The sequence below is a fragment of the Candidatus Competibacteraceae bacterium genome (genome assembly GCA_016699715.1).
Classification (GTDB): domain Bacteria; phylum Pseudomonadota; class Gammaproteobacteria; order Competibacterales; family Competibacteraceae; genus Competibacter.
The window spans coordinates 970036-994255 of the sequence record CP065007.1; the positions used below are offsets into that span (position 1 = coordinate 970036).

General features: G+C 63.0%; 26 protein-coding genes. 19 read left to right on the forward strand and 7 right to left on the reverse strand.

Translation table 11 applies throughout. From position 1 onward, the window contains the following. The first annotated feature begins 9 nt into the window (after window positions 1-9). From plsX to IPM89_04415, 11 genes are all read left to right on the forward strand, one after another. Window positions 10-1038 carry a phosphate acyltransferase PlsX gene (gene plsX / locus IPM89_04365; protein ID QQS55065.1) on the forward strand — a complete coding sequence of 343 codons (1029 nt, stop codon included), beginning with the start codon at window positions 10-12 and terminating at the stop codon, window positions 1036-1038. Beyond that, window positions 1035-2003 carry a ketoacyl-ACP synthase III gene (locus IPM89_04370; GenBank protein QQS55066.1) on the forward strand — a complete coding sequence of 323 codons (969 nt, stop codon included), beginning with the start codon at window positions 1035-1037 and terminating at the stop codon, window positions 2001-2003. The genes plsX and IPM89_04370 overlap by 4 nt, the downstream gene beginning before the upstream one ends. Before the next feature lie 19 nt (window positions 2004-2022). Beyond that, window positions 2023-2769: a 3-oxoacyl-ACP reductase FabG gene (gene fabG, locus IPM89_04375; protein QQS55067.1), complete on the forward strand. Its 747-nt coding sequence runs from the start codon at window positions 2023-2025 to the stop codon at window positions 2767-2769. A gap of 114 nt (window positions 2770-2883) precedes the next feature. Then, complete coding sequence (gene acpP, locus IPM89_04380) at window positions 2884-3120, forward strand: acyl carrier protein (protein ID QQS55785.1); 237 nt, start codon at window positions 2884-2886, stop codon at window positions 3118-3120. Window positions 3121-3219: 99 nt separating this feature from the next. Beyond that, the gene (fabF, locus tag IPM89_04385) at window positions 3220-4461 is read left to right on the forward strand and encodes a beta-ketoacyl-ACP synthase II (GenBank protein ID QQS55068.1); all 1242 of its coding nucleotides are present in this window, start codon (window positions 3220-3222) and stop codon (window positions 4459-4461) included. A gap of 135 nt (window positions 4462-4596) precedes the next feature. After that, complete coding sequence (mltG, locus tag IPM89_04390; GenBank protein ID QQS55069.1) at window positions 4597-5625, forward strand: endolytic transglycosylase MltG; 1029 nt, start codon at window positions 4597-4599, stop codon at window positions 5623-5625. Window position 5626: 1 nt separating this feature from the next. Continuing rightward, the gene (locus IPM89_04395; GenBank protein QQS55070.1) at window positions 5627-6253 is read left to right on the forward strand and encodes a dTMP kinase; all 627 of its coding nucleotides are present in this window, start codon (window positions 5627-5629) and stop codon (window positions 6251-6253) included. Continuing rightward, window positions 6253-7233 (forward strand): DNA polymerase III subunit delta', encoded by a 981-nt coding sequence (locus tag IPM89_04400; GenBank protein QQS55071.1) that lies wholly within the window; start codon window positions 6253-6255, stop codon window positions 7231-7233. The genes IPM89_04395 and IPM89_04400 overlap by 1 nt, the downstream gene beginning before the upstream one ends. A 48-nt stretch (window positions 7234-7281) precedes the next feature. Continuing rightward, on the forward strand, window positions 7282-7626 hold the full coding sequence (locus IPM89_04405) for a PilZ domain-containing protein (GenBank protein QQS55072.1): 345 nt from the start codon (window positions 7282-7284) through the stop codon (window positions 7624-7626). 15 nt (window positions 7627-7641) lie between these two features. After that, window positions 7642-8424: a TatD family hydrolase gene (locus IPM89_04410; GenBank protein ID QQS55786.1), complete on the forward strand. Its 783-nt coding sequence runs from the start codon at window positions 7642-7644 to the stop codon at window positions 8422-8424. Between the two features lie 58 nt (window positions 8425-8482). After that, a complete protein-coding gene (locus IPM89_04415; GenBank protein ID QQS55787.1) occupies window positions 8483-9046 on the forward strand; it encodes a CoA pyrophosphatase in 564 nt (187 codons plus the stop codon). Here the strand turns inward: IPM89_04415 and IPM89_04420 are convergent. The 4 genes from IPM89_04420 to IPM89_04435 all read right to left on the reverse strand — a co-directional run bounded on the left by IPM89_04420 (window position 9035) and on the right by IPM89_04435 (window position 12116). After that, window positions 9035-9238, reverse strand: a complete 204-nt coding sequence (locus tag IPM89_04420; protein ID QQS55073.1) for a hypothetical protein — start codon at window positions 9236-9238, stop codon at window positions 9035-9037. The genes IPM89_04415 and IPM89_04420 overlap by 12 nt on opposite strands. A 52-nt stretch (window positions 9239-9290) precedes the next feature. Continuing rightward, a complete protein-coding gene (locus tag IPM89_04425; protein ID QQS55074.1) occupies window positions 9291-9857 on the reverse strand; it encodes a cytochrome b in 567 nt (188 codons plus the stop codon). Between the two features lie 164 nt (window positions 9858-10021). Then, window positions 10022-10705, reverse strand: coding sequence for a glutamine amidotransferase (locus IPM89_04430; protein QQS55788.1), 684 nt, complete (start codon window positions 10703-10705; stop codon window positions 10022-10024). A 22-nt stretch (window positions 10706-10727) separates the two neighbouring features. Beyond that, the gene (locus tag IPM89_04435; protein ID QQS55789.1) at window positions 10728-12116 is read right to left on the reverse strand and encodes a 3-deoxy-7-phosphoheptulonate synthase class II; all 1389 of its coding nucleotides are present in this window, start codon (window positions 12114-12116) and stop codon (window positions 10728-10730) included. Window positions 12117-12310: 194 nt separating this feature from the next. Here IPM89_04435 and IPM89_04440 point away from each other — a divergent pair, with 194 nt between their 5' ends. Together IPM89_04440 and pgi are read left to right on the forward strand one after the other, a co-directional pair. Further along, window positions 12311-13222, forward strand: coding sequence for a DMT family transporter (locus tag IPM89_04440; GenBank protein ID QQS55075.1), 912 nt, complete (start codon window positions 12311-12313; stop codon window positions 13220-13222). Between the two features lie 377 nt (window positions 13223-13599). Beyond that, window positions 13600-15240, forward strand: a complete 1641-nt coding sequence (pgi, locus tag IPM89_04445) for a glucose-6-phosphate isomerase (protein QQS55076.1) — start codon at window positions 13600-13602, stop codon at window positions 15238-15240. Between the two features lie 142 nt (window positions 15241-15382). On the opposite strand, the gene IPM89_04450 is transcribed toward pgi, so the two are convergent. Then, entirely contained in the window at window positions 15383-15547 is a 165-nt protein-coding gene (locus tag IPM89_04450; protein QQS55077.1) for an entericidin A/B family lipoprotein, read from the reverse strand. Between the two features lie 234 nt (window positions 15548-15781). On the opposite strand from IPM89_04450, the gene IPM89_04455 reads away from it, so the two are divergent. Beyond that, window positions 15782-16042 carry a YdcH family protein gene (locus tag IPM89_04455; protein ID QQS55078.1) on the forward strand — a complete coding sequence of 87 codons (261 nt, stop codon included), beginning with the start codon at window positions 15782-15784 and terminating at the stop codon, window positions 16040-16042. 101 nt (window positions 16043-16143) lie between these two features. Here the strand turns inward: IPM89_04455 and IPM89_04460 are convergent, their stop codons facing one another. Together IPM89_04460 and IPM89_04465 are read right to left on the reverse strand one after the other, a co-directional pair. Beyond that, entirely contained in the window at window positions 16144-16518 is a 375-nt protein-coding gene (locus IPM89_04460; GenBank protein QQS55079.1) for a hypothetical protein, read from the reverse strand. A 23-nt stretch (window positions 16519-16541) separates the two neighbouring features. Continuing rightward, window positions 16542-17606, reverse strand: a complete 1065-nt coding sequence (locus IPM89_04465; protein ID QQS55080.1) for a SpoIIE family protein phosphatase — start codon at window positions 17604-17606, stop codon at window positions 16542-16544. 202 nt (window positions 17607-17808) lie between these two features. Between IPM89_04465 and IPM89_04470 the strand changes: the two genes are divergently transcribed. From IPM89_04470 to IPM89_04490, 5 genes are read left to right on the forward strand one after another with little or no spacing between them, the layout of a single operon-like run. Beyond that, window positions 17809-20505, forward strand: a complete 2697-nt coding sequence (locus IPM89_04470) for an SUMF1/EgtB/PvdO family nonheme iron enzyme (protein ID QQS55081.1) — start codon at window positions 17809-17811, stop codon at window positions 20503-20505. A gap of 33 nt (window positions 20506-20538) precedes the next feature. Next, the gene (locus IPM89_04475) at window positions 20539-21342 is read left to right on the forward strand and encodes an ABC transporter permease (protein QQS55082.1); all 804 of its coding nucleotides are present in this window, start codon (window positions 20539-20541) and stop codon (window positions 21340-21342) included. Next, on the forward strand, window positions 21335-22072 hold the full coding sequence (locus IPM89_04480) for an ATP-binding cassette domain-containing protein (GenBank protein QQS55083.1): 738 nt from the start codon (window positions 21335-21337) through the stop codon (window positions 22070-22072). The genes IPM89_04475 and IPM89_04480 overlap by 8 nt, the downstream gene beginning before the upstream one ends. Continuing rightward, a complete protein-coding gene (locus tag IPM89_04485; protein ID QQS55084.1) occupies window positions 22065-23180 on the forward strand; it encodes an MCE family protein in 1116 nt (371 codons plus the stop codon). The genes IPM89_04480 and IPM89_04485 overlap by 8 nt, the downstream gene beginning before the upstream one ends. A gap of 37 nt (window positions 23181-23217) precedes the next feature. Beyond that, the gene (locus IPM89_04490) at window positions 23218-24099 is read left to right on the forward strand and encodes a hypothetical protein (GenBank protein ID QQS55085.1); all 882 of its coding nucleotides are present in this window, start codon (window positions 23218-23220) and stop codon (window positions 24097-24099) included. Window positions 24100-24220: the final 121 nt, after the last annotated feature.

Below are 24220 nucleotides of genomic sequence, written 5' to 3' on the forward strand. Positions count from 1 at the left end.
GCTTGGCTCATGAGCAAACCGCTCACCATTGCCCTGGATGGCATGGGCGGCGATGTCGGTCCCGACACGGTCGTGCCCGCCGCGTTACGCGTGCTCGAAGCCGCCGGCGATTCATTGCGCCTGATTCTGGTTGGGCAGGAAGACGTGTTGTCGGCCGCTCTGCTCAGGCTTAAGGCCGGAGGGCATCCTCAAATCATCATCCGCCATGCCTCGCAATTGGTGAGCATGGGCGAGTCGCCGGCCCAGGCCCTGCGGGTCAAAAAAGATTCCTCGATGCGGGTGGCGATCAACCTGGTCAAACAGGGTGAAGCCGACGCCTGCGTGAGCGCCGGCAATACGGGCGCGCTGATGGCGACCGCCCGCTTCGTGCTCAAAACCCTGCCCGGCATCGACCGCCCCGCCATCTGCACGCCATTGCCCACCGTGCGCGGCCAGACCCGAATGCTCGATTTAGGCGCCAACGTCGACAGCAAGGCCGAGCACCTGCTGCAATTCGCGGTGATGGGTTCGGTGCTGGCGACCGTTAACGGCATCGAACGGCCGCGCGTCGCTCTGCTGAATATCGGCGAGGAAGAGATCAAGGGCAACGAGCAGGTCAGGGAAGCCGCTGGGCTGCTGGCGGCCAGCGACCTCAATTACATCGGTTTCGTGGAAGGCGACGGTGTGTATCTGGAGGACGTGGACGTGGTGGTCTGCGATGGCTTCGTCGGCAATGTCGCACTGAAGAGTAGTGAGGGCGTGGCCCGGTTGATCCGCCATTATATGACCCAGGAATTCAAACGGAATCTGCTGACCCGGCTGGCCGGACTGGTCGCCCTGCCAGTGCTGCGCGCCTTCGGCCGCCGGATCGATCCCCGCCGCTACAACGGCGCCAGCCTGCTCGGCTTGCAGGGTATCGTGATCAAGAGTCATGGCGGTGCCGATGCCTTGGCGTTTGCCAACGCCATCGGGGTAGCAATGTTGGAAGTCGAGCAGGCGGTACCGCGGCGCATCGATGCCCATCTGGCCGTCCTTCACGCCGCGAGGCAAGTGCTTTGAACCACGCCAGAATCATCGGAACCGGTGGCTACCTGCCGGAAAAGGTACTGACCAACGCCGATCTCGAACAGATGATCGAGACCACGGCGGACTGGATCGTTGAGCGGACCGGCGTCGAGGAACGCCATGTCGCCGCCCCTGGGGAAACCACCTGCGACTTGGCCGAGCAGGCTTCCCGCCGCGCGCTGGAGGCCGCCGGTATCGAGGCACGCGATATCGACCTGATCGTGCTGGGGACCACCACGCCCGATCATGTGTTTCCCAGCGTGGCCACGCAGTTGCAGCATCGATTGGGTTGCCACGGTGGCCCCGCTTTTGACGTGCAGGCGGTTTGCACCGGTTTCGTTTACGCCATGGACATCGCCCGGCGTTTCATCGCCACCGGCGCGACGCGGCGGGCGCTGGTGGTGGGGGCGGATACCTTCACTCGCATCATCGACTGGCAGGATCGCGGTACTTGTATCCTGTTCGGCGACGGTGCCGGCGCGGTGGTGCTGGAAGCGACGGACGAACCGGGGATCATCGACAGCCGGCTGCACGCCGACGGCCGTTACAAGGAGCTGTTGTGGGTACCAGCCGGTGTGTCCAGCGGTTACGACCAGACTCGACGGAATGCCGCCTTCGTGGAGATGCGCGGCAGTGAAGTCTTTAAGGTAGCGGTTCATACCCTTAAAGAAATCGCCGAACAAATTTTGACCGCCAACGGCATGACGGTCGCCGACGTGAACTGGCTGATCCCGCATCAGGCCAATCGCCGTATCCTGGCGGCCACCGCCAAGCGGCTGGGTTTGCCTGAAGAGCGAATGGTGGACTGCGTGCGCCTGCACGGCAACACCTCGGCGGCCTCGGTGCCGCTGGCGCTGGATGTGGCGGTGCGCGATGGTCGCGTCCAGCGCGGCGATATCCTATTGCTGGAAGGTTTCGGCGGCGGGTTCACCTGGGGCGCGGTCCTGCTGAAGTATTGAACGCGAAGGAGATTTCACGATGACGACACTGGATGGCGAAATCGTACTGGTGACCGGCGCCAGTCGCGGTATCGGCCAAGCCGTTGCCCGTGAGCTGGGGCGGCGAGGCGCGACCGTGATCGGTACCGCGACCACGCGGGCTGGTGCCGAAGCGATTGATCGGGATTTGCGCGATCTTGACCTCGGGGGGCGCGGCTTGCGTCTGGACGTCACCGATCCGGCAGCCGTGGACGCGGCACTCAAGGCGGTGATCCAGGAATTCGGTGCGCCGACCATTCTGGTCAATAACGCCGGCATCACGCGCGACAATCTGTTGCTGCGAATGAAGGAAGACGAATGGACGAGCGTTCTCGACACTGATCTGACTTCGGTTTACCGGCTGAGCAAGGCGGTGTTGCGGGGGATGATGAAAGCCCATCGTGGGCGCATCATCAGCATCACCTCGGTGGTCGGTGCCACCGGTAGCGCCGGGCAGGCCAATTACGCCGCGGCTAAAGCGGGTATCATTGGTTTCACCAAGTCGCTGGCGCGCGAGGTCGGTTCCCGCAACATCACCGTCAACGCCGTGGCACCGGGTTTGATCGATACCGATATGACCCGGGCGCTGCCGGAAGCGCAGCGTCTGGCCCTGGTGGAGTCGATTCCACTGCAACGGCCGGGCGAGCCGCGGGATGTCGCCAATGTGGTGGCGTTTCTGGCGTCGGCGGACGCGGACTATGTTACGGGAGCGACCCTGCACGTCAATGGCGGCATGTTCATGGCCTGACGGTGCTGGGGGCTAGAATGAATGGCATCCGCGCCGGAGTTTTCCATACAATACCCTGCGGCAATGCCATGGTTGTCCGGGTTCACAACGAGGAAACAAATTATCATGACTGACATCAGCAACATCGAAGCCCGCGTCAAGAAGATCATTATTGAGCAACTGGGGGTGAAGGAAGAACAGGTCACCAACGAAGCCTCTTTCGTGGAAGACCTCGGCGCCGATTCCCTGGATACCGTGGAACTGGTCATGGCGCTTGAAGAGGAGTTCGAACTGGAGATCCCTGACGAGGACGCCGAAAAAATCACCACGGTGCAACAGGCCATCGACTATATCTCGTCCCATAACGGTTAAAGGTGTCAGTCCCGTACCGGTCAAAATCCGTCGCCGCGGTTGCCCTCGCCGGGTTCCGCGGTTTTGTTTTGTCGGTGCAGCGTACAAGAGGATAGCTTTGTGGCCAAGCGGCGAGTGGTAGTAACGGGCATGGGTATTGTGTCCCCGGTCGGCAGTACCGTGAAAACCGCCTGGGCGAACATTCTGGCTGGCCGCAGCGGGATCGGGCTGGTCACCGCTTTCGATGCCAGCCATTTTCCGGTACGCATCGGTGGGCCGGTGAAGGATTTTCAGGTCGAACAGTACCTGAATCTGAAGGAAGCCAAGAAGATGGACCTCTTTATTCATTACGGCATCGGCGCGGCGGTGCAGGCGATCCAGGATTCCGGGCTGGAGATCACCGAAGCCAACGCCGAGCGGGTGGGTACTTTTATCGGTTCGGGAATCGGTGGTCTACCGGGTATCGAGGAAGGTCATTCGGCCTTCCTGAAGGGCGGTCCGCGCCGGCTGACGCCGTTTTTCGTGCCGCGCAGCATCATTAACATGATATCGGGCAACCTGTCCGTCCTGTACGGGATCAAGGGTCCGAACCTGGCGGTGGTGACCGCCTGCACCACCGGTACCCACAGCATTGGCCTGGCCGGGCGATTGATTGCTTACGGCGATGCCGACGCGATGCTGGCCGGTGGCGCGGAGATGGCGACCACGCCCACCGGTTTGTGCGGCTTCGCGGCCGCGCGCGCGCTGTCGATGCGCAACGACGAGCCGGAAAAAGCCAGTCGGCCATGGGATAAGGATCGCGACGGTTTCGTGTTGAGCGACGGTGCCGGCGTGGTGATGCTGGAAGAATACGAGCACGCCAAGCGGCGTGGCGCGCGCATCCACGCCGAGCTGATCGGTTTTGGCATGAGCGGCGACGCCTATCACATGACACTGCCATCGCCCAACGGCGACGGTGCGCGACGGGCGATGATCAACGCCCTGCGCGATGCGGAAATCGCTCCAGAGGATGTGGATTACATCAACGCCCACGGCACTTCCACGCCGGCTGGCGACAAAATCGAAAGCGATGCCGCCAAGGCGGTGTTTGGCGATCATGCCCATCGGTTGGCGATGAGTTCGACCAAATCGATGACCGGCCACCTGCTGGGCGCCGCCGGTGGGGTGGAAGCGATTTTCTCGGTGCTGGCCATCCGCGATCAGGTAGCGCCGCCCACCATCAACCTGGACGAACCGGAGCCGGGTTGCGATTTGAACTACGTCCCACACCAGACGCAGGAACGGCGGGTCCGGGTGGCGTTGTCCAATTCCTTCGGTTTCGGCGGCACCAACGGCACGGTGGCGTTCCGCGCCCTGGATTGACCGCGAGCCTTGCCGTTGCTTTCCCATCGGCCTGTTCAAACTCTTGCGACATTGCCCGCGGCCGTAGCCGATTCGGGACGGGAAAGGCTGGATACCGTTCCCGCGCGCGGGTACATCGAGGGCCGGGCGTAAGGGATGCGTTTTTCCGCGCGGCTTCATCCCTCATTATCGATTTTGACGGCGCTGGCGTTGGTTGCCGGCGCGGTGACGCTGGGGTTCCACGCTGATTATCGCCGGTTTCTCGATACGCCTCTTGGTGTGCCCACGGGCGGTCTGGTGCTGGAAGTCAAGTCGGGGATGGGGATCGGCGCGATCGCCCGAGAGTTACAGCGGCAGCCAGGCCTGTTGCGTTCGGCGTTCTATCTGGAAGTCTACGCCCGGTTCAATGGCTTGGCGCCTCGCCTCAAAATTGGTGAATACGCCCTCGCGCCGGGCATGACTCCGCGTGATTTGCTCGAACGAATCGCGACCGCTCAAGTGATCCAATATCCGTTGACCGTGGTCGAGGGCTGGACCTTCCAGCAGCTACGACAGGCGCTGGCGGCGCATCCCAAGATCGCGCGGACCCTGCGGGAAGCGAACGATGCCGAGATCATGGCGCGGCTGGATCGACCGGGGCAGCATCCCGAGGGCTGGTTTTTCCCGGATACCTATCATTTTCCCGCTGGCTTCACCGACGAGGCGTTTCTGCGGCGGGCGCTGGTGGCGATGGAGCAGCACTTGACGCGGGCGTGGGGCCAGCGCGCCGCCGATCTGCCGCTGGACGATCCGTATCAGGCACTGATCCTGGCATCGATCGTCGAAAAGGAAACCGGACTGGCGGCGGAGCGGCCCGCCATCGCCGGCGTGTTCGCGCGGCGCCTGCGCGAGGGAATGTTGTTACAGACCGATCCGACGGTGATTTACGGTTTGGGCGCGGCATTCGATGGCGATCTTCGCCGTCGCGATCTGGTCACCGATACGCCTTACAATACCTATACTCGCAAGGGCTTGCCGCCGACGCCGATCGCCCTGCCGGGAGCGGACGCGCTGGCCGCCGCCGTCCGTCCGGCGGATGGCGAGGCCTTGTATTTCGTGGCTGACGGCCAGGGCGGTCATGTGTTTTCCAAAACGCTGGATGAGCACAACCGGGCGGTCAGACGCTATCAGCTACGGGAGAGATGAAATGCCCGGCCGATTTGTGACGGTCGATGGCGGTGAGGGCGCCGGTAAAACCACCCAAATCGCGTTCATGCGCGAGTATCTGGAGCGGAGAGGTTGCCAGGTGATGACGACTCGGGAGCCGGGTGGCACGCCGCTGGGCGAGGAAATCCGTGCCCTGCTGCTCGGGCATCGCCACGGAGGCATGACGACGGCGGCGGAGACGCTGCTGATGTTCGCCGCTCGCGCCGAGCATGTGGAACAAGTGGTCCGGCCGGCGCTGAACGCCGGTTGCTGGGTGCTATGCGACCGTTTTACCGACGCGACTTACGCCTATCAGGGTGGCGGTCGCCACCTGCCCCTGGAGCGGATCGCGGTGTTGGAGGCGTGGGTGCAGGGCACACTGCGCCCTGATCTGACCCTGTTGCTCGATTTGCCGGTGGCAACGGGGTTGACGCGGGCTGGGCGACGCAGCGCGGCGGATCGCTTCGAACGGGAAGACGTGGATTTTTTTGAGCGGGTTCGGGCGATGTATCTGGAACGAGCCGCCCACGAGCCCGACCGTTGCCGAGTCGTGGACGCCAGCCAATCGGTCGAGACCGTGCGGGCCGAAGTGGAAACCGTACTCGCCGAGTGGCTGGAGAGCGACTGATGGACCCGCGTCTCCCCTGGCATCGCGAGCAGTGGCGACAAGTTCAGCAACGACGCAATGCCGACCACCTGCCGCATGCGCTGCTGCTGGTCGGTCCGCCTGGGCTGGGCAAGGGTTTGTTCGCCCGCCGGCTGGCGCGAGCGCTGTTGTGCGAAGCACCCGCCGCCGAGGGAGAATCCTGCGGTCAATGCCGGAGTTGCCGGCTGTTTCAAGCAGGCAGTCATCCCGATTACAGTCCGGTGCGGCCGCTCGAAGCGGGCAAGCTCATCAAGATCGATCAGGTGCGCGAACTGTGCGCCTTTCTGGGTTATACCGCGCGGTACGGTGGTTACAAAATCGCCCTGCTGGAACCGGCCGACCGCCTCAACGGCAATGCCGCCAACAGCCTGCTGAAGACACTGGAAGAGCCGCTGGGCGCCTGTCTGCTGCTATTGGTGACTGCTTGGCCGGCGCGCTTGCCCGCCACCGTGCGCAGTCGTTGTCAGCGGCTGAGCTTCGGGACACCGTCGCCGACACTGGCCGTTCCCTGGTTGGCCGCGCGGGTGACGGAGGGACCCGACCCACAAACCTTACTCGATTGGGCTGGCGGCGCCCCGCTGGCGGCGTTGGCCTATGCCGACGAAGGGCACTGGCGCCGGCGGCGGGAACTGGCCGAAAGTTATGAGCAGATATCGGTCGCTCGGGCCGACCCGATACTGGCCGCGGAAGGTTGGATGAAGGAGAGCTTGGCCGAAAATCTGCGCTGGCTGATCGGTTGGCATACCGATCTGATTCGGCTTAAGATGAATCCCGAACCGCCGCATCTGAATAATGCCGATTTAGGTGACATGTTACGGCGTTGGGCCGATCGATACCCATCGCGTGTCCTGTTCGGGCGTTTGGACGCGGCGATTCAGTTGTACACTTTATGCACGACCACGCAAGCCAACGCGCAGCTGCTGCTGGAAGCGTTTCTCGCTGGCGGCGCGGATCCTTGTTGAAATCATTCTTGGCGTCTTGCCGACGCGATTTACCGGAGGCCGAACGATATGGCGGGTCCACGACAAGGTGTCATTTCCCTCGCCATCAAGGATAAGGCGATGCTGCACGCCAGTTATATGCCCTTTATCAACGGAGGAGGGATTTTTATCCCGACCGAGAAATCCTTTGAACTGGGTGACGAGGTATTTCTGCTGCTCACTCTGCTGGAGGACCCGGAGCGCTTTGCCATCACCGGCAAGGTGATCTGGATCAATTACCGGACCACGCCGGGTGGTCGGCAGATGGGAGTCGGTATTCAGTTCGGTGGCGTGGAGGGTGCCAACCTGCGAAAGAAGATTGAAGCTTTGCTGGCTGGTTATACCCGCGCCGAGCAAATGACCAACACCATGTAGGCGCGTTGGCGGATGATACTGGTCGATTCCCACTGCCATCTGGACCGGATTGATCTGGAGCGTTTCGGCGGCCTGGCCGGCGTACTGGAGACCGCCGCGGCGCACGGCGTGACCCGCCTGTTGAGCGTGGCGACGGATCTGGAAAGCTGGCCGGCGCTGATCCGGCTGACCGAACCCTATCCGCAAATCGCCCTATCGGTGGGTGTACACCCCAGCGAGGACGGTGGACGTGCCCCGACGGTGGCGGAGCTGACGGCGCTGGGCCGCGAGTCGCGGGTGGTGGCCATCGGCGAAACCGGGCTGGATTACTATTACGGCGCCGACAGCGCCGACCGTCAGCGGGACTGGTTCCGCGTGCACATCGCCGCCGCCCGGAATTTGGGTAAGCCGTTGATCGTGCATACTCGCGACGCCCGCGCCGATACCCTGCGCATTCTGGAAGAAGAGGGCGCGGCCGAGGTCGGTGGAGTGCTGCACTGTTTCACCGAGGACTGGGCCATGGCGGAACAGGCACTGGCCTTGAACTTTCACGTCTCGTTTTCCGGCATTGTTACCTTCAAGAACGCCCGGCAGATTCAGGACGTAGCCCGGCGCCTGCCCGCCGAACGGCTGCTGGTGGAAACCGATTCGCCCTATCTGGCGCCGGTTCCGCATCGGGGCAAACCTAACCAGCCGGCCTGGGTCCGCCATGTGGCGGAGTTCGTCGCCGGCTTGCGTGGTGAACCGTTGGAGCAGGTGGCCGCGACCACCACCGCCAACTATGGCCGGCTGTTCGGGGTGGCGGTGGAGGCGGAGTAAGGTGAACGTTTCGGAATTGCACGACCGAATTCGTCGCTGCCTGCACCCGACCCACCAGATGGATACGATTACCGGCGATCATACGGTAGCCGGGTTGGAGCGCGAAAAACGGACCTTGATGCCGGCGGCGGTGCTGGTGCCGCTGGTGGAGCGGCCCGAGGGGTTCACCGTGCTGCTGACCCAGCGCACGGCGCATCTGGAGCACCATGCCGGCCAGATCAGCTTTCCCGGCGGTCGCGCCGAGGACCATGATCGCAGCCCGGTGGAGACCGCGCTGCGCGAGGCCGAGGAAGAAATCGGTTTGCACCGCCGGCATGTCAGGGAGGTCGCCGGTTTTCTCGATCTGTACCAAACCGTGACCGGGTTCCTGGTCACGCCGGTGGTGGGTTTCGTCGAACCGCCCTTTGACTTGGTGCTGGATGCGTTCGAAGTGGCCGAGGCCTTCGAGGTACCGCTGGAGTTCGTGCTCGATCCTCGCAATCACGAATATCGCAGCATGCACTACAAGGGCCAGCAGCGGCGCTACTACGTGATCCCCTACGAGAACCGCTTTATCTGGGGAGCGACCGCCGCCATGCTGGTCGGCTTTGCCCGGCGGCTCAGGAATCCGCTACTGCCCTGAATCGGGGGTGTCGCTGTTTGCGCCCCGATGGTGGACGAATTGCCGCAACAAAAACTCCTCGTCGCGCGGGGTCAGATCGAACAGCAGGCTGGCCTGTTCGACGGTCTTCAGTGTGCAATGCCCCCCATGATCGGCGATCCAGAGAAACGCCCGACGCAGCGCCTCGCCCTCGGGGATGAGCGGTCTGAGCATGGCGGCCTCCCGTGTTCCCTTTCGGACCATTATATACCCAGCGGCTCTCCGGTCATTGCCGCCTGAACGGCAGCATCCGGTACAGAAAACGGTCGCGGTCGAACATGTGATGCTTGAGGCCAAGGCCGACATGCCAGGCGATGAAGACCACCGTGGCGTAGCCGGCGAGGATGTGAAGCAGCCGCGCCGGCATCGCGAGCCACGCCTGCTTGCCGATGGGATCGGGCAAGGGGTAAACGCCGAATAGCTTGATCCCGTAGCCGCCGGCCATCACGAACAGGTAGCCGCTGACCGGCAGCAGGAACATGCAGCCATACAGCAGCGTTTCGTTGCGGTGGGAGATCGCCCGCTCGGCCGGCGACAGGGTCGGCGCCCAGTCGGGCAGGGGCGTGGTCTTGCGCCAGATCCATCGCGCCAGCGCCAGCGCCAGCAGCACCAGACCGATGGATTTATGCCAATTGTAATAGTCGTTCGGATTCAGGCCGAGCAACGCGCTGTCCCGGCCGAGGCGGGTCATGATGTTGGCGCTGAGGTACTGCCAGACGAACAGCAGGAACACCGCCCAATGCAGGAAGCGGGTCACCGTGCCGTACTGGGCGGCCGAATTCTTGAGCGGCATGGCTGAATCCTCGTGGGGTAATACCAATTCCCGGTAGATTTTGACTTTTTAACTGGTGGGCCAGGATGAAGCGTAGCGCAATCCCAGCAGGCGCGTGGGAAGCTAAAACCTATCGAGAAACGGTATAAGTTTAGGGAGATGCGGAACGACGGGTTTTCTCTACGCTACTCCGCCGTGCCGCCGGTTCGCAGCCATCCGTCCAGAAAGTCATCGCACCAGCGATCCAGCGCCGCGTCGTGGCGGGCGTGGTGGCCGCGCTGTTCGCTAGCCGATTGCGCGCCGGGCGCGGCGAGTTCCTTCGCTCCTTCCACCAGCCACACCTCCAGAATTTTCCGGTTCACCTCCGGGTGAAACTGCACCCCGAAGGTGTGGGTTCCGTAGCGGTAGGCCTGGTGCGGGAAGCGGTCGCCGGCGGCCAGCAGTTCGGCGCCGGCCGGCAGCTCGAAACCTTCGTGGTGCCAGTGATAGACATGCAGCGGGGATTCGAACACGGCTTGACCGGCGGCGGTGGGTTGTATCGGGAAATAGCCGATTTCCGCCAGTCCGGCCGGATGCGGTTTGACCGCTGCCCCCAGCGCCCGCGCCAGCAGTTGCGCGCCCAGGCAAATGCCCAGAAACGGGCGGCCGGACGCCAGTGCGGTGGGAATCCAGTCCAATTGCGCTCGAATGCCGGGCAGCTTGCCGTCGTCGTTGACACTCATCGGTCCACCGAACACCATCGCTCCAGCATAGCCATCCATGCCGGTCGGCAGCGGCTGGCCGGATTGCGGGTAGCAATAATCGGTTTGGTAGCCGCGCTCGCGCAGCTTGCGGCCACAGCGGCCGGCACCGCCGTCGGCGGTCTGCATCACCAGCAGCAGGCGGGGAAGCTCACTCATCGTGTTCATCCTTCAGGGTGGCTTGTCGGTAATCCTTCAGCATTTCAGCAATCAGGAACGCCAGTTCCAGACTCTGCGAAGCATTCAGGCGCGGGTCGCATTGGGTGTGATAGCGGTCGGCCAGACCCTGTTCGGTGATGGCCTGGGCGCCGCCCAGACATTCGGTGACATCCTGGCCGGTCAGTTCGAAATGCATCCCACCGGGATAGCTACCCTCGGCGCGGTGGATGGTGAAAAAGCACCGTACTTCGTCGAGAATGCGGGCAAAGGGCCGGGTTTTATAGCCGGTGCTGGCCTCCAGGGTGTTGCCGTGCATCGGATCGCAGGACCAGATCACTTGCCGCCCTTCGCGCTGGACCGCGCGAATCAACGGTGGCAGGGCGGTGTCGATCCGGTCGGCGCCCATGCGGCTGATCAGAGTCAGCCGGCCCGGCCGGTCGTCGGGGTTCAGCACATCCAGCAGGCGCAACAGGGTATCGGGGTCGGTGCTCGGACCCAGCTTGAGACCCAGCGGGTTGGCGATGCCGCGGGCGAATTCGACGTGGGCGCCGTTCAGTTGGCGGGTGCGCTCACCGATCCACGGTAAATGCGCCGAACCGTCGTACCATTCTCCGGTCAGCGGTTCGCGCCGGGTCAGCGCCTGCTCGTAGCCCAGCAGCAGCGCTTCATGCGAGGTATAGAACTGCACCTGCCGTACCTGCGGGTCGGTGGCGGCGTCCAGGCCACAGGCACGTATGAACGCCAGCGTTTCGCTGATGCGGCCGGCGAGATCGCGGTAGCGGGCGCCCTGGGGGCTGGCGCGCAGGAAATCCAGATTCCATTGCTGGACCCGGTGCAGGTCGGCGAAGCCGCCCTGCGCCAGCGCCCGCAGCAGGTTCAGGGTTGCCGCCGATTGCGAGTAGGCGCGCAGTTGCCGGCGCGGGTCGGGCCGGCGCGCTTCGGGGGTGAAATCGAGACCGTTGACGATGTCGCCCCGGTAGCTGGGCAGGCTGACCCCGCCGCGGGTTTCGGTGGGGGCGCTGCGCGGCTTGGCGAACTGGCCCGCCATCCGTCCGACCTTGACCACCGGACAGGCGGCGGCGAAGGTCAGAACCACCGCCATTTGCAGCAGCACCCGAAAGGTGTCGGTGATGGCGCGGTCGTGGAAGTCGGCGAAGCTCTCGGCGCAGTCGCCGCCTTGCAGCAGAAAGGCCCGACCAGCGGCCACTTCGGCCAGTTGCTGGCGCAGGGTTTCGATTTCACCGGCGAACACCAGCGGCAGCGAGTGCGCCAGCCGTTCCTCGACCTCGGCCAGCGCCGGAGGATCGTCGTAATCCGGCAGTTGCGCCGCCGGCTGGTTCCGCCAGCTTGCCGGGGTCCATGGAGGCTGTGCGTGTTGCATGAGTTGGGACATCGATACATCCGAAAGTTGCGTATGATTTGGGTTGCCGGTTCGAATGGGGTGGAGCTGAACCGAATCGGCCCGGCAAAATTAAAATAACCGCCGCGAACGCACAATGACCCCCGAATCATGCATCGCCGTCCGGCGCGATCGCCCGCCAATTCGCGAGCAAGAACAACCATAATACGTCCACCATGTTTAAGTCATTGATCGCCTGGCATCCTTCGCCTTATCTGCTCCTGGTGCTGACCACGCTGTTCTGGTCCGGCAATTTCGTGCTGGGCCGGGCGGTGCATACCGTGTTCTCGCCGTTCACCCTGTCGTTCTGGCGCTGGGCGGTGGCGCTGGCGATCCTGCTACCGTTCGTCTGGACCTCGCTGCGCGAGCAGGGGCCGCTGTTGCGCCGCCACGGGCCGGTTCTGCTGCTGCTCAGTGTGCTCGGCGTGGTCAACTTCAACACCTTCGTCTACCTTGGCCTCCAGTTCACCACCGCCACCAACGCCGTCATCATGCTGTCGGTGACGCCGGTGTTGATCGTGGCGCTGTCATTTCTGCTGCTGCGTCAGACCGTGACCGGCTGGCAGGCGCTGGGGATTCTGGTGTCGTTGACCGGTGTGCTGGTGATCGTCGCGCGCGGCGACCTTCGGGCGCTACTGGCGTGGCGGGTCAATGCCGGCGATTTGTGGATTCTGGCGGCGGTGGCCAGTTGGGCATTGTACTCGGTCTGCCTGCGCTGGCGGCCGGCGGCACTCAAGCCGCTGAATTTCCAGGCCGCGACCATGGTGATCGGGGTGCTCATTCTGACGCCGCTGTACGGCTGGGATCTGGCGCACGAGCGCTTTGTCGCCGTGAATGCCGCGGCCGTGGCCAGCATTGCCTATCTGGCGCTGTTCCCCTCGATTCTCGCCTATATCTTCTGGAACCGGGCGGTGGCGGAACTGGGCGCCAACCGTACCGGGCAGTTCCTGCACCTGATGCCGGCCTTCGGCGCGGTGCTGTCGATGATCTTTCTGGGCGAGCGGCTGTACGCCTTTCACGCCGCTGGCATCGGCTTGATCGCGCTGGGGATTTATCTGGCGACGGTGTATGGGCGAAAACGGGGCTGAGGGGAAACCGACATCGAATGTCGCCGCCTGTCGATGGGTCCGCGCGCCAGCTCCTCGGATGAGCTGCGCCAAGCCTTGTGCGCCAGAGAAAGCACTGGGTCGGAGGAGGTGGGCATGAGAGTCGCTTCCTTCGGATGCGATGGGAAAAGTTCGCCCGTCGCGGCCGAATTAACCTCCTCGCGATGGGTGGCGAAACGCTGTGTTGGGTTCGCCCGATGCATCCGTGGAATCGTGTCGGAGCCGCGCAATTCGACAGTCACTCTGGCGGAAACTATAGTAAGCCAGGAGTCCCGCCCGCGGCGGCGCGCGTCACCGGCCGGCGCCCGGCCTGGCTCTTCATCCGGTTTCGTCAGCACTTAACATGAAGGAAGCTGTCCATGTCCGTTCCCAGCAATCTGCCGGTCTGGCAAGAACTGAAAGTCCATCATGCCGCTATCGCCGACCTGCATCTGCGTGATTTGTTCGCCGCCGACCCGGGGCGTTTCGCCAAATTTTCCCGACGGTTCGGCGATCTGCTGGTTGATTTTTCCAAGCACCGCATCACCGGGGAAACCGTGCGCCTGCTGGCTGAGCTGGCCCGCCAGGCCGGGGTGCCCGCCTGGGTCGAGCGGATGTTCAACGGTGAGATGATCAACCACACCGAACGTCGCTCCGTGCTGCACGCCGCCCTGCGCAACCGCGGCAACCGCCCGATCCTCGTCAATGGGCAGGACGTGATGCCGGGCGTGAACGAGGTGCTGGAGCACATGCGCAAGTTCTCCGAGCAGGTCCGGCGCGGCAAGTGGCGCGGCCACACCGGCAAGCGCATCCGCGATGTGGTCAACATCGGTATTGGCGGTTCCGATCTCGGGCCGAAGATGATTTGCCAGGCGCTGGAGCCCTACGGCGACCCGACCTTGCGGATGCACTTCGTCTCCAACGTGGACGGCGCGCACATCAGCCACGTACTGGCCGAGTGCGATCCGGAAAGCACGCTGTTCATCGTCGCGTCCAAGACCTTCACCACCCAGGAGACCATGACCAACGCGCACACCGCCCGTGCCTGGTTGATCAAGGAACTGGGCGAGGAGTCGGCGGTGGCCAAGCACTTCGTGGCGGTGTCCACCAACGCCGCCGGGGTGGGCAAGTTCGGCATCGATACCGCCAACATGTTCGAGTTCTGGGACTGGGTCGGCGGGCGCTATTCGCTGTGGTCGGCTATCGGCCTGCCGATCATGGTGTATCTCGGTGTGGAGCATTTCACGGAGCTGCTGGAAGGCGCGCACGAGATGGACGAGCACTTCCGCACCGCGCCGCCGGAGGAAAATCTGCCGATGATCCTGGCGTTGCTGGGGGTCTGGTACATCGACTTTTTCGGCGCCGACAGCCAGGTGACGCTGGTTTACGACGATTATCTGCGCTCGCTGCCCGACTATCTGCAACAACTGGACATGGAGAGCAACGGCAAGTCCATCGACCGGGACGGTCAGGCGGTTCAGGTCAAGACCGGACCGATTCTATGGGGTGGCTTGGGGAACAACGGTCAGCATGCGTTCTACCAACTGCTGCACCAGGGTACGCATCTGGTGCCGGCGGATTTTCTCGCCCCCGCGCACAGCCCAAATCCCATCGGCGACCATCATCCGATCCTGCTGGCCAACTGCCTGGCACAGGCCGAGGCGCTGATGGTGGGCAAGACCGAGGCGCAGGCCCGCGCCGAACTGGAAAAACAGGGACTGAGCGGCGAGGCGCTGGAGCAGTTGCTGCCCTATAAGGTTTTCCCCGGCAATCGGCCGAGCACCAGCCTGTTCTACCAGCGCCTAACCCCCCAGGTACTGGGGGCGCTGCTGGCGCTGTACGAGCATAAGGTGTTTACCCAGGGAGCAATCTGGAACATCAATTCCTTTGATCAATGGGGCGTGGAGCTGGGCAAGCAACTAGCCAACGCCATCCTGCCGGAGTTGAAGGGCGAGCGGCCGGCGGCCGGGCACGATGCATCGACTCTGGGCCTGATCAACTTCTGCCACGAGGGGGATTGATGTTCGTGGAGCGGCATTGGTACCGCGCGGTAGCAACGCCGCTCCAGTCATTGGTGGCGGGCGTGATGAATCACCCCGCTGCCCCCGATCGAGGGCAGCCAGGATTTGGAGTCCAGATCACCGGGTTGAGCGCGCGGCTGGCTCAGTAAGACTTTTTCTGCTCGGCCTTGCGTTCGATGGCTTGCCCGGCGGACTTCAGATCCTGACCGGCCCCCTTGACGGTGTTGCAGCCGCTCAGACCGGCGCCGGTCAGGCACAGGGATGCGGCAAATAACAACAGAATCAACCCGGCGGGTTTATGCTTCATGGGATGGATCTCTCGATGTATTTGAATATCTGGCGAACAACTGGTTTACGGGTCGCTTCGGGCTATCGGCGATGGCGGGGTGAATTCGGTGCGATCATTGCCGCCGTGATCGCGCGCGGCGCATGAACCTCCCCGCGTTTCGAGTGCTGACGAATGGCGTATGATGCTTTTATACTCAACTTTCATCAAACGTTCATCTGTCCACAATAAAACCATGATCAGGAGGACAACCCGATGTTTGGAGAGAGCCACGATCTGTTCCACGAATTCCCCGAATACAAGGATCGCATCGCCGAGTTGAAAGCCGCCGATCCCAGGTTCGCCGAGCTATACGACGAATATCATGTAGTCAACGGTGAAGTGGAACGTATCGAGCTGCAGATCGAGACACCCTCGGATTTCTACACGGAAGACCTCAAAAAGCAAAGGCTGCATCTTAAAGACGAGATTTATACGATTTTGCGTGGGATGGCGCAGGCTCGGGCATTGATCTGAGGCTTTTCACCGAGATCGACGGGTGCCGGGCATTGCCGCAATGTTCGGCGCTCTTGTTTTAGCGGGACCGGCGATCCGATCAGTTTCCCTGACCTTGAAAATCAAATGGCTGGTGGGTCATCGGTCGGGTCGAATGTTCGCGGCGGGATAGCTGCCGCTGGGTCGGTGCGAGCGGCTTTGGTTCGAGCGCGGCGGACCCGTTCGGTGGGTATGCCGGCTTCGGACAAAGCGGCCGACAAGTGCCGGACGGAGAGCGCCGGCGAGCTGTTTTCCGCCGGCGAACCGGCGCGAGTCCGCCGCAGCCAGCCAAGTACCCGGCGTTCCACGGCATCCTGACCGGCCGGCGACAGATCCCGATAAATCAAGGCTCCCACACCCAGCAACAGGGTGAGCCCGCCCAGAAAAAAGACCAGCGGTTGCATGAAGGCGATCGCCGACAGGGCCAGTAACAAGAACAGGAGATGCCGGATCTTCAAGCGCGGGTCCTCCATGCGGTAGCTCAGGATTGATTTGGCGGACAGTTGGTCTGGAGGGGTTTGCGGACCAGGATAACCGTGCAGTTATCGTCGGGCAGGCTGTGCTGCTGGTGGATGGTTTCGGCCAGGACCTCGAGCAACTCGTCCATCAGTTCCTCCAAAGGGCGTTGCGGTTGCGCCAGTAGCACCGGCCAACGCTGAATGAAAGCCTGCGGGCTGCTCAAGTGCCAGAGACCGTCGCTGGCGATCAGGTAAACCCAGCCCGGTTCCAGCGTCAGGATGCGACGGTCGCCCAGGCCTTGCAGAAAAAGAGGCAAATTACCTTCATGCAACTCGTACAGCTCGGCGTCGATAGTTTCCGCGTAAAGGTGCGGCACGCCTAGGGTACTGCCGAGAATGAACGCCTGACTGATTTGGGAGCTGGTTTGAATGTGGACCTGCTGGAACCACTGGGCGCTATTCAGCAGACCAAGCATCGCCAGGTGAGTGGCCGGGACGTGATCCACGGTCAAACACTGGACCCGATGCTCGTCGATGGCGTACAGCCGCGAGTCGCCGACGTGAAACAGCATGGCGGAACCTTGAGGGGGGATTTCCAGCAGCACCAAGGTGCAGCCGGTTTCCAGCCCCGCCGTGTGGAATTCCTGATAAAGCTGCTGGTGCAGGGCGTTAAGGGCCTCGGAAAGCTGGACAAGATCGGCGGCGGCTGGTAAGCCAAGCAACCCTTCGATGACTTTTTCGGCGGCCTCCCGGCCGTGGCTGTGACCGCCCATGCCGTCGAGTACGGCGAGCCGTCGGTGTCCGGCTGGCCAGTCGGCCAGCCGCAGCCGGGTTTCCTGTTCGTGCCACAGCAAGCGGGCTTGGCCCAAGCTGTCCACGGTTAGAAAATTATCCTGATTTTCGCGACGACCGTGGCCGGTCGGCGAAAGCAGCGAGCGCACGGCGATTTCCAACGAAGCATCGTCCTGGAGGGCTGTTTCCCCCGGAAGATCCTCGGAATCGAGTCCTCTGAAAGTTACATTGTCCGGTAACAATCGCTCGGCGGCGTTGGCTGGGTTCGTGATGGTAGGATCGGTGTGGGTGCTCATCTATAGGCAGGGCTGGTCATGGATAAGGGCATCGCTACAGGTATGTTAAATCCCCGCGCGACGGAACCCCATGGAATCTCTTCGAGAGTGGCCTCAGCTGGTTTCAGCATTCTGCTAAACTAGACAATAATGCAGTTTATAGTCGCCAATTCAAACACATCTTCAGAATTACATGGCGAATCAGTGTGTTATGAATCTCGAAATGCGTCTTGAAGAACTTGCGGCAGAGTATGCCACCGGTCGGTTGGACGAGACCGAACTGGCGCGCCGTCAGGAGACCTTATTGCGGGAAGCGGTTTCGGAGGGTTGCGTCGATGGCGTTCAGTCTACGGTGGGCGGGTTGATGATCGGTGCCGAGCCCGATCCGCAGGTACCGCCACTCTGGCGGGAGCAGGAACTGGAAGCGCTGGACACTGGAATGGCGATTGGACCCGCCGAGCGGCGGGTCCGTCTGTTGCACGATCTCAGCGGCCGCAAACGGATATGGCTGGTGCGCATCGTTATTCCGGATTCCAAAAGCGGCAATGGCGCGGGCGGCGATTTTCGCGCCATCAAGCTTTTTCTGCCGGCGGGCTTTCTGTCTGGCCCGCGCGAGCCCGGGCGCGACGAACGGGCGTTGCGAGCGGATCTGGTCGGCCTGCGTGCCTATCTGACCAAGGTCAAGGCCCGAGTGGAGCAGGCCGCGAAGCTCGCGCATCCCAATATCGCCGGTATTGAAGGCTGGCGGCACGGCGCCGATGGTTGGGCGTTCGCCGAGATGGAGTATATCGATCACCGGCAGGGGCGCACGTTCGGCCAATTACTGCGAGAGCAGGATCAAAACGGCTTACCTTGGGAAACGGTGCTGCAATGGCTCAGCCCGGTAGCGGCCGCACTGGATTACGCCCGGCGGGAACATCGACTGCCCCACCAGCATTTGGACGCGGACATGGTGTTTTCCAGTGACCAGGAGGAAATCAAACTGTTGGGGTTCGGGTTGGCGACCGAACCGCGAGAGCCACGCAGCGTCCTGTTCAACACCGGCGGCTCGGCGAGGGAGGCGACCGCCGAAGGCGTGGTGGAATCGGTCGCCGCCAATATCGCCTTCCGCCGCGACGTGTACGCCCTGGCATTGCTGGTTTACCAAGCCCTGGCCGGGCGAAGCGCCTACGAGGCCCAAGGGGATTCGCCCAACATAGTGCCGCGTCCGCCAGGATTGATGGATGATGCCTGGCGCGTCCTGCGGCGGGGTTTGGCCTATCCCAGCGAGTTGTGCCCGACCGAGGCCGGCGCGTTCATCAGCGCGCTGGATGCGGCGCAACGGCCGACGGTGGCGACGCGCCAAGGACTGCATTCGATCCTGAAACCTCGTTGGATGCTGATGATGGGTTTGAGCTTGGCCGCCGCCGCCGCGATTTTCTGGCTGGCCACGCGGCAAGAGCAGGTGCTTGAGTCTGGCCAGCACCCTTCGGTCGCTACCGGCGAAGCCGATCAAGGAGTGGCAACGCTACCGGCCGAGGACCAGGCTGCTTCCTTGCACGAGATGGAAAGCACGGTCGATCTGCGCGCTTTCGAAGCCGCCAAACGAGTGAACACGCTGCTGGCTTACCGGCTTTACCTGCAACGCTGTCCACGCTGCGGCTACGAGAAGCAGGCGCGACAGGCTATCCTGGACTTGGAGATCCAGCAGCAAGTTGGTGAACTCAAGGCAAAATTCGAATCGCTGACTCAAGGTCTGGATCAGAAAGGCGGCAGTGGGCAGAGCGATCAAGCGCTGGCCCAACTGGACGCCCTGGCGAAACTGGCGCCGGACGATCCGTTCATTGCGGACGGGCGGCGGCAAGTGGTGCTGGTTTGGATGGCGCGGGCACGGGCTAGCCTGGATCGCTCGGAACTGGGTGAAGCTCGCAAGTGGTTCAAAAAGCTTGAGTCCTTGCGGCCGCCCCCGCCCGAACTGGTGGAGCTGACCCGGAGGTTGGAGGAAGCCGAAGCGATGGATCAGGCTCGAGGTCTGGATGCCGACGCTTTCGCCACTGCCCGGCGTGCCAACACCCGCGAATCGTATTGGGCCTATCTGGACCGCTGCACGTCGGCATGCGGTCACCGGGCCGAAGCCGAGACCGCGCTAGCTCGGTTGAGCCCGAACAACCCGTTGATCCGGGATCGGCTGAACGACGGTTCGCAGGGTCCGGAAATGACCGTCATCCCGGCTGGCGGATTTTTAATGGGTTCCCCGACCAACGAAAAAGGTCGCTACAGTGACGAGCCGTTGCATTCGGTACGGATTGCGAAATCCTTCGCCATCGGCAAATACGAAGTGATGTTTCACGAATACGACCGCTTCGCGACGGCGACGGGGCGTTCGTTGCCTCCCGATCAGGGTTGGGGGCGCGGCCGGCGCCCGGTGCTCAATGTGAGCTGGCGGGATGCCGCGGCCTACGCCGAGTGGCTGTCCCAGCAAACCGGCCGGCGCTACCGCTTGCCCACGGAGGCGGAGTGGGAGTACGCGGCGCGGGCCGGAACGAAAACCAGCCGCTACTGGGGCGATGATCCCGACCAGGGCTGTACCTACGCCAACGCCGCTGATTTGGACGGCAAGCGGATTTTTGTCGGCTGGACGATCATGAAGTGTCATGATGGCGAGATCTATACAGCGCCGGTCGGAAGTTACCGGAACAACGATTTCGGCCTGCACGACATGGCCGGCAACGTGCTGGAATGGACCTGTTCGCTCTATAGCGAGGATTCCCAGGCACCTGTTCAGAGTTGCGAGGGGCCGGCGGCGGGCCGCCCATTCGTGGTGCGCGGCGGTTCCTGGAACGACGAGCCGCGCAACGTGCGTTCGGCCGAACGGCATCGCAGCGATCCCGATTTCCGGGATTACTTTCTGGGCTTTCGCCTGGTGCGCGAGCTGCCTTGAGCGTGCCGCCGTCCTGAACCTGAATGAGAGATCATGAAGACCGCCGCCCGGGGTGGGTTCTGGCGGATTGTCGAGGGTGTGGGCGCGTTAGTGACCGGTCCCCTGGCGCGATTGCGGGAGGAGTTGGATTTTCTGGCGATCATGCTGATCAGCGCGGGTCTGGTCACGCGGGGGCAATGGCGGTTTCTGCTCGGGCATACCTTGCAGCAGATCTATTTTACGGCGGTGCAAAGAGCGTACATCTTCACCGTCGTCGGCCTGATCATCGGTGCCTTGGTGGCGTTACCGCTGATCGTGTTCGGCATTCACGACCCCCAGTTGCTGGGGCGTATCATGCATATCATGATGTATCATCAGCTCGATCCCATTCTGGCGAGCTTGTTCGTGGCGGGCATGTCGGGCGCGGCCATCACCGCCGAACTGGGCGAACTCAAGGCGAATCAGGCGATCGAGCATTTAGCCGCGATGGGGTTGAACCCATACGGCTTTTTTGTATTGCCGCGTTTGATCGGCGTGGTGTTGTCGCTGCTGGTTTTGACGCTCTGGCTGAATGTCGGGGTAACGGTCGGGGCGGGAGTCATGCTGAGCGTCTATCAGAACATCTCGCCGACGGTTTTTTTCCGGGTTTGCTGGTCGGGGTTAAGCCACGGGTCGTTGCTGCTGACCGGCGGGATGGTGGTGATGCAGGGTATCCACATCGTCCTGGTGCAGACCCAGCGCGCTTTTCGAGTCCATGCCTATGTGGATATTCCCCGGGCGCTGCCCAGCGCGTTCGCGCAATCCTTCATCGGTTGCCTGATCATCACCCTGTTGGTTTCGTTGCTGCGTTATGGCTGAGACCCTGGTGCGGTTGCGTGGCTTGGAGCTGAATCTGCACCCGCCGCCGCGTCCCTTCGATTTTCAAGCCATGGCGGGCGAGACATGGATGCTGGTGGGCGCGGTCGGTTCGGGCCGCCGCGAGCTGATTCGAACGATCGCCGGTTTGGCCATGCCCCGAACCGGCCACATCGAATTGTTCGGGCGGGTCGTGGAACGAATGGGACCGCGGGCGCGGGCGCGGCTGCGCGGCCGGATCGGGGTGATGCTGGAGCATGCGGGCCTGGTGCCGGCTTGGAGCGTGTTCGAAAATCTGGCGCTGCTGGTGCGCTACCACCGCTTGGTGCCGGATGGCGAGATCGAAGCTTATGTGACGGCTTTCGTGGAGTCCTGTCGGTTGCCGCCGACGATCCTGGCGCGACACGCCAATGAACTATCGCCGTTGGAAAGCAGTTGGATCGGCTTGCTGCGGGCGCTGATCATCAAGCCCAGGCTGCTGCTGGTCAGCGCTTATCTGCCGCGGGAAACCCTGGTGGCGGGTTACGGAGTGTGGGCGTTTTTCGAAGAGGTAGTCGTGCCGATGCAGATGACGATTATGGTCGATGCCGGCCCGCAAGCGCTGCCGGTGAGTCCGAAGACTGGCCTGCTGGTCATGGATCAGGGGACGTTGCTGGCGGCGGGGACGGCCGTGGACCTTGCCGGGCATCCGGATGCCCTGGTCAGACACTTCGCGCGTTTCGATCATGCTTGAGACTCTGATCAGCGCCCGCTACCGGTTCTACCAGCGCGCGGTGGGCTTGCTGGTTCTGGCCACGCTGGGCGTGCTGTTCGCCATGCTGTGGATGACCAACCGCCAATTCGGATTGTTCAGTCAGACCTACCGTCTGCACGGATTTCTCGACAACGTCAAGAGCATCCAGAGAGCCACCCCGGTCACCTTGGCGGGATTGAAGGTCGGCGAGGTATACAATCTGGCGATCACCGACTACAACCGGATTCGCATCGAACTGATTCTCGACCGGGAATATCAGCCGCGTATCCGCGAGGATTCAGCCGCCCAAGTCAAGACCGACCTGCTGGGTAACGCCCATATCGAAATCAATATGGGTAACCCCGCGCGGTCGGTGTTGCGGGATGGGGCGGACATTCCCTTCCTGCGCTCTCCCGATCTGGATGCATTGCTGAGGCAGGCTCAGGAACAGTTGACCCAGGTTTCCGTCGTGTTGGCCAACGTCAGAACCATCACGGAGGAACTCAAGAAACCCGAGGGCGGATTGCTGGGGACCCTGGATGCCTTTGCCCGGGTCACGCAGGAATTTTCGACCCGGCTGTCCGGTTACCTGCAACGGATCGATGGTGTCCTGCGCGATGCGGCTGAGCTGAGCGGGCAGCTCGGCCCCTTGCTGCGGGAACTGACGGCCGTCAGCCGGGAAGCAAGCCGCTCGGCCGCGGATCTGGCCGCGGTCGGCGCGCGGATCCGCGAAGGTCAGGGCGTGCTCGGTGGCATGACCGACAGCAACAGCCCGATTTCTCGCGACGTGGCGGCCAGCACGCGCAAGTTGCGGGCGGTGCTGACGGGATTGGAGAAGCTGAGCGACCGATTGCCGGTTTATGGCCAGCAGGTCGAGCGGATCCTGCAACAAACCGAGCGAATGACGGCCACACTGGCCGAGGCCAGCTCGCAGGTGCCCGGATTGATCGACAAGAGCCGCTTGGTGGCCGAGGACGTGGATGACATGGTTGGCGGGATCAAGCGCAGCGCGTTGTTGCAAATCCTGAACCCGGCGGAACCGGGCCGGCGCTTGCTGGAGGCACCTCGGGATATCGAATGGTCCACGCCCACCGTGCCGTCTCGCTAGCAACCGGATGGTGGCGCGTGACCGGCGGATGGCGAACATGGCGCTGAGGCGCGGCTGGGGCGCGGCGTTGCTGGCGGGTGGGTTGTTGACGGGGTTGGCGGCGTGCGGTGGCCCGGCGCTGACACCGTTGCAGTCGCAATACCAGAGCAGCGCGGAACGGGCGCTGCGCTACTATGCGAGAGGCGAATTGCCGCGAGCCTTGCAGGGATTTCAGGACAGCCTGCGCTGGGCCGAAATCGCCGACGACCGTCCGGCGATCATGGCGCAATCCCTGAACGTGGGCGCGGTCGCGCTGGCGCTGGGCGAATGGCCGCTGGCGGAACGGAACTTGCGAAAGGCGCTGCGGGCGGCGGCGGCGCTGCCCGATCCCGCAAGCTGGTTGCAAGCGCGTTTGGGTCTTGCGGAGATCCAGTTGCGGCGCGGTCGGTTCGCGGCCGCGCGGACGGAATTCCAATACGCGCTGGACGAGGGGCGCGAGCAGCGGGACAATGCCGCCGTGCTGGCGGCGCTGAATGGTTTGGGGTTAACTTACAAGGGCTTGGGAGGGGTACGCGAAGCGTGGCGGTTCTTGGACGAGGCCGAGGCGCTGGCGCGTTCCAGCGGGGAAAAGCGCTTGTTGGCGGCGGCACTGGCCAATCGGGCCAGCCTGGCGCTGTGGGGCGGCGAGACCCGTCAAGCCGATGCCTGGCTTAGGGAAGCCGTCGAGCTGGATCGGGAAGCCGAAAACCTGTCCGGTCTGGCGCACGATCTGACCCTGCTGGCGCGAGTGCGCCAGGAACAGGGCGATTCGCGCGGCGCGCTGGAGCTTTATCGGCAGGCCCGAACCATCGCCCGACATACCGGCCAGCGTGTTCAGGTCCAGGAGTGCGAGCAGGCCATCGATCTGCTGGAGCGCGAATCCAGTGTGCCTTTGCGGTAGGGACAGGTAAAATTGTCTGTGGAAAGCGATGGGTCCGAATGAAGCCGCCCAGTTCGTTTTCAAAATGTTTGGAATATTCGGGAGGGCCGCGCGGCTCTGCCAGAAGCGCCTGAAGGTGCTC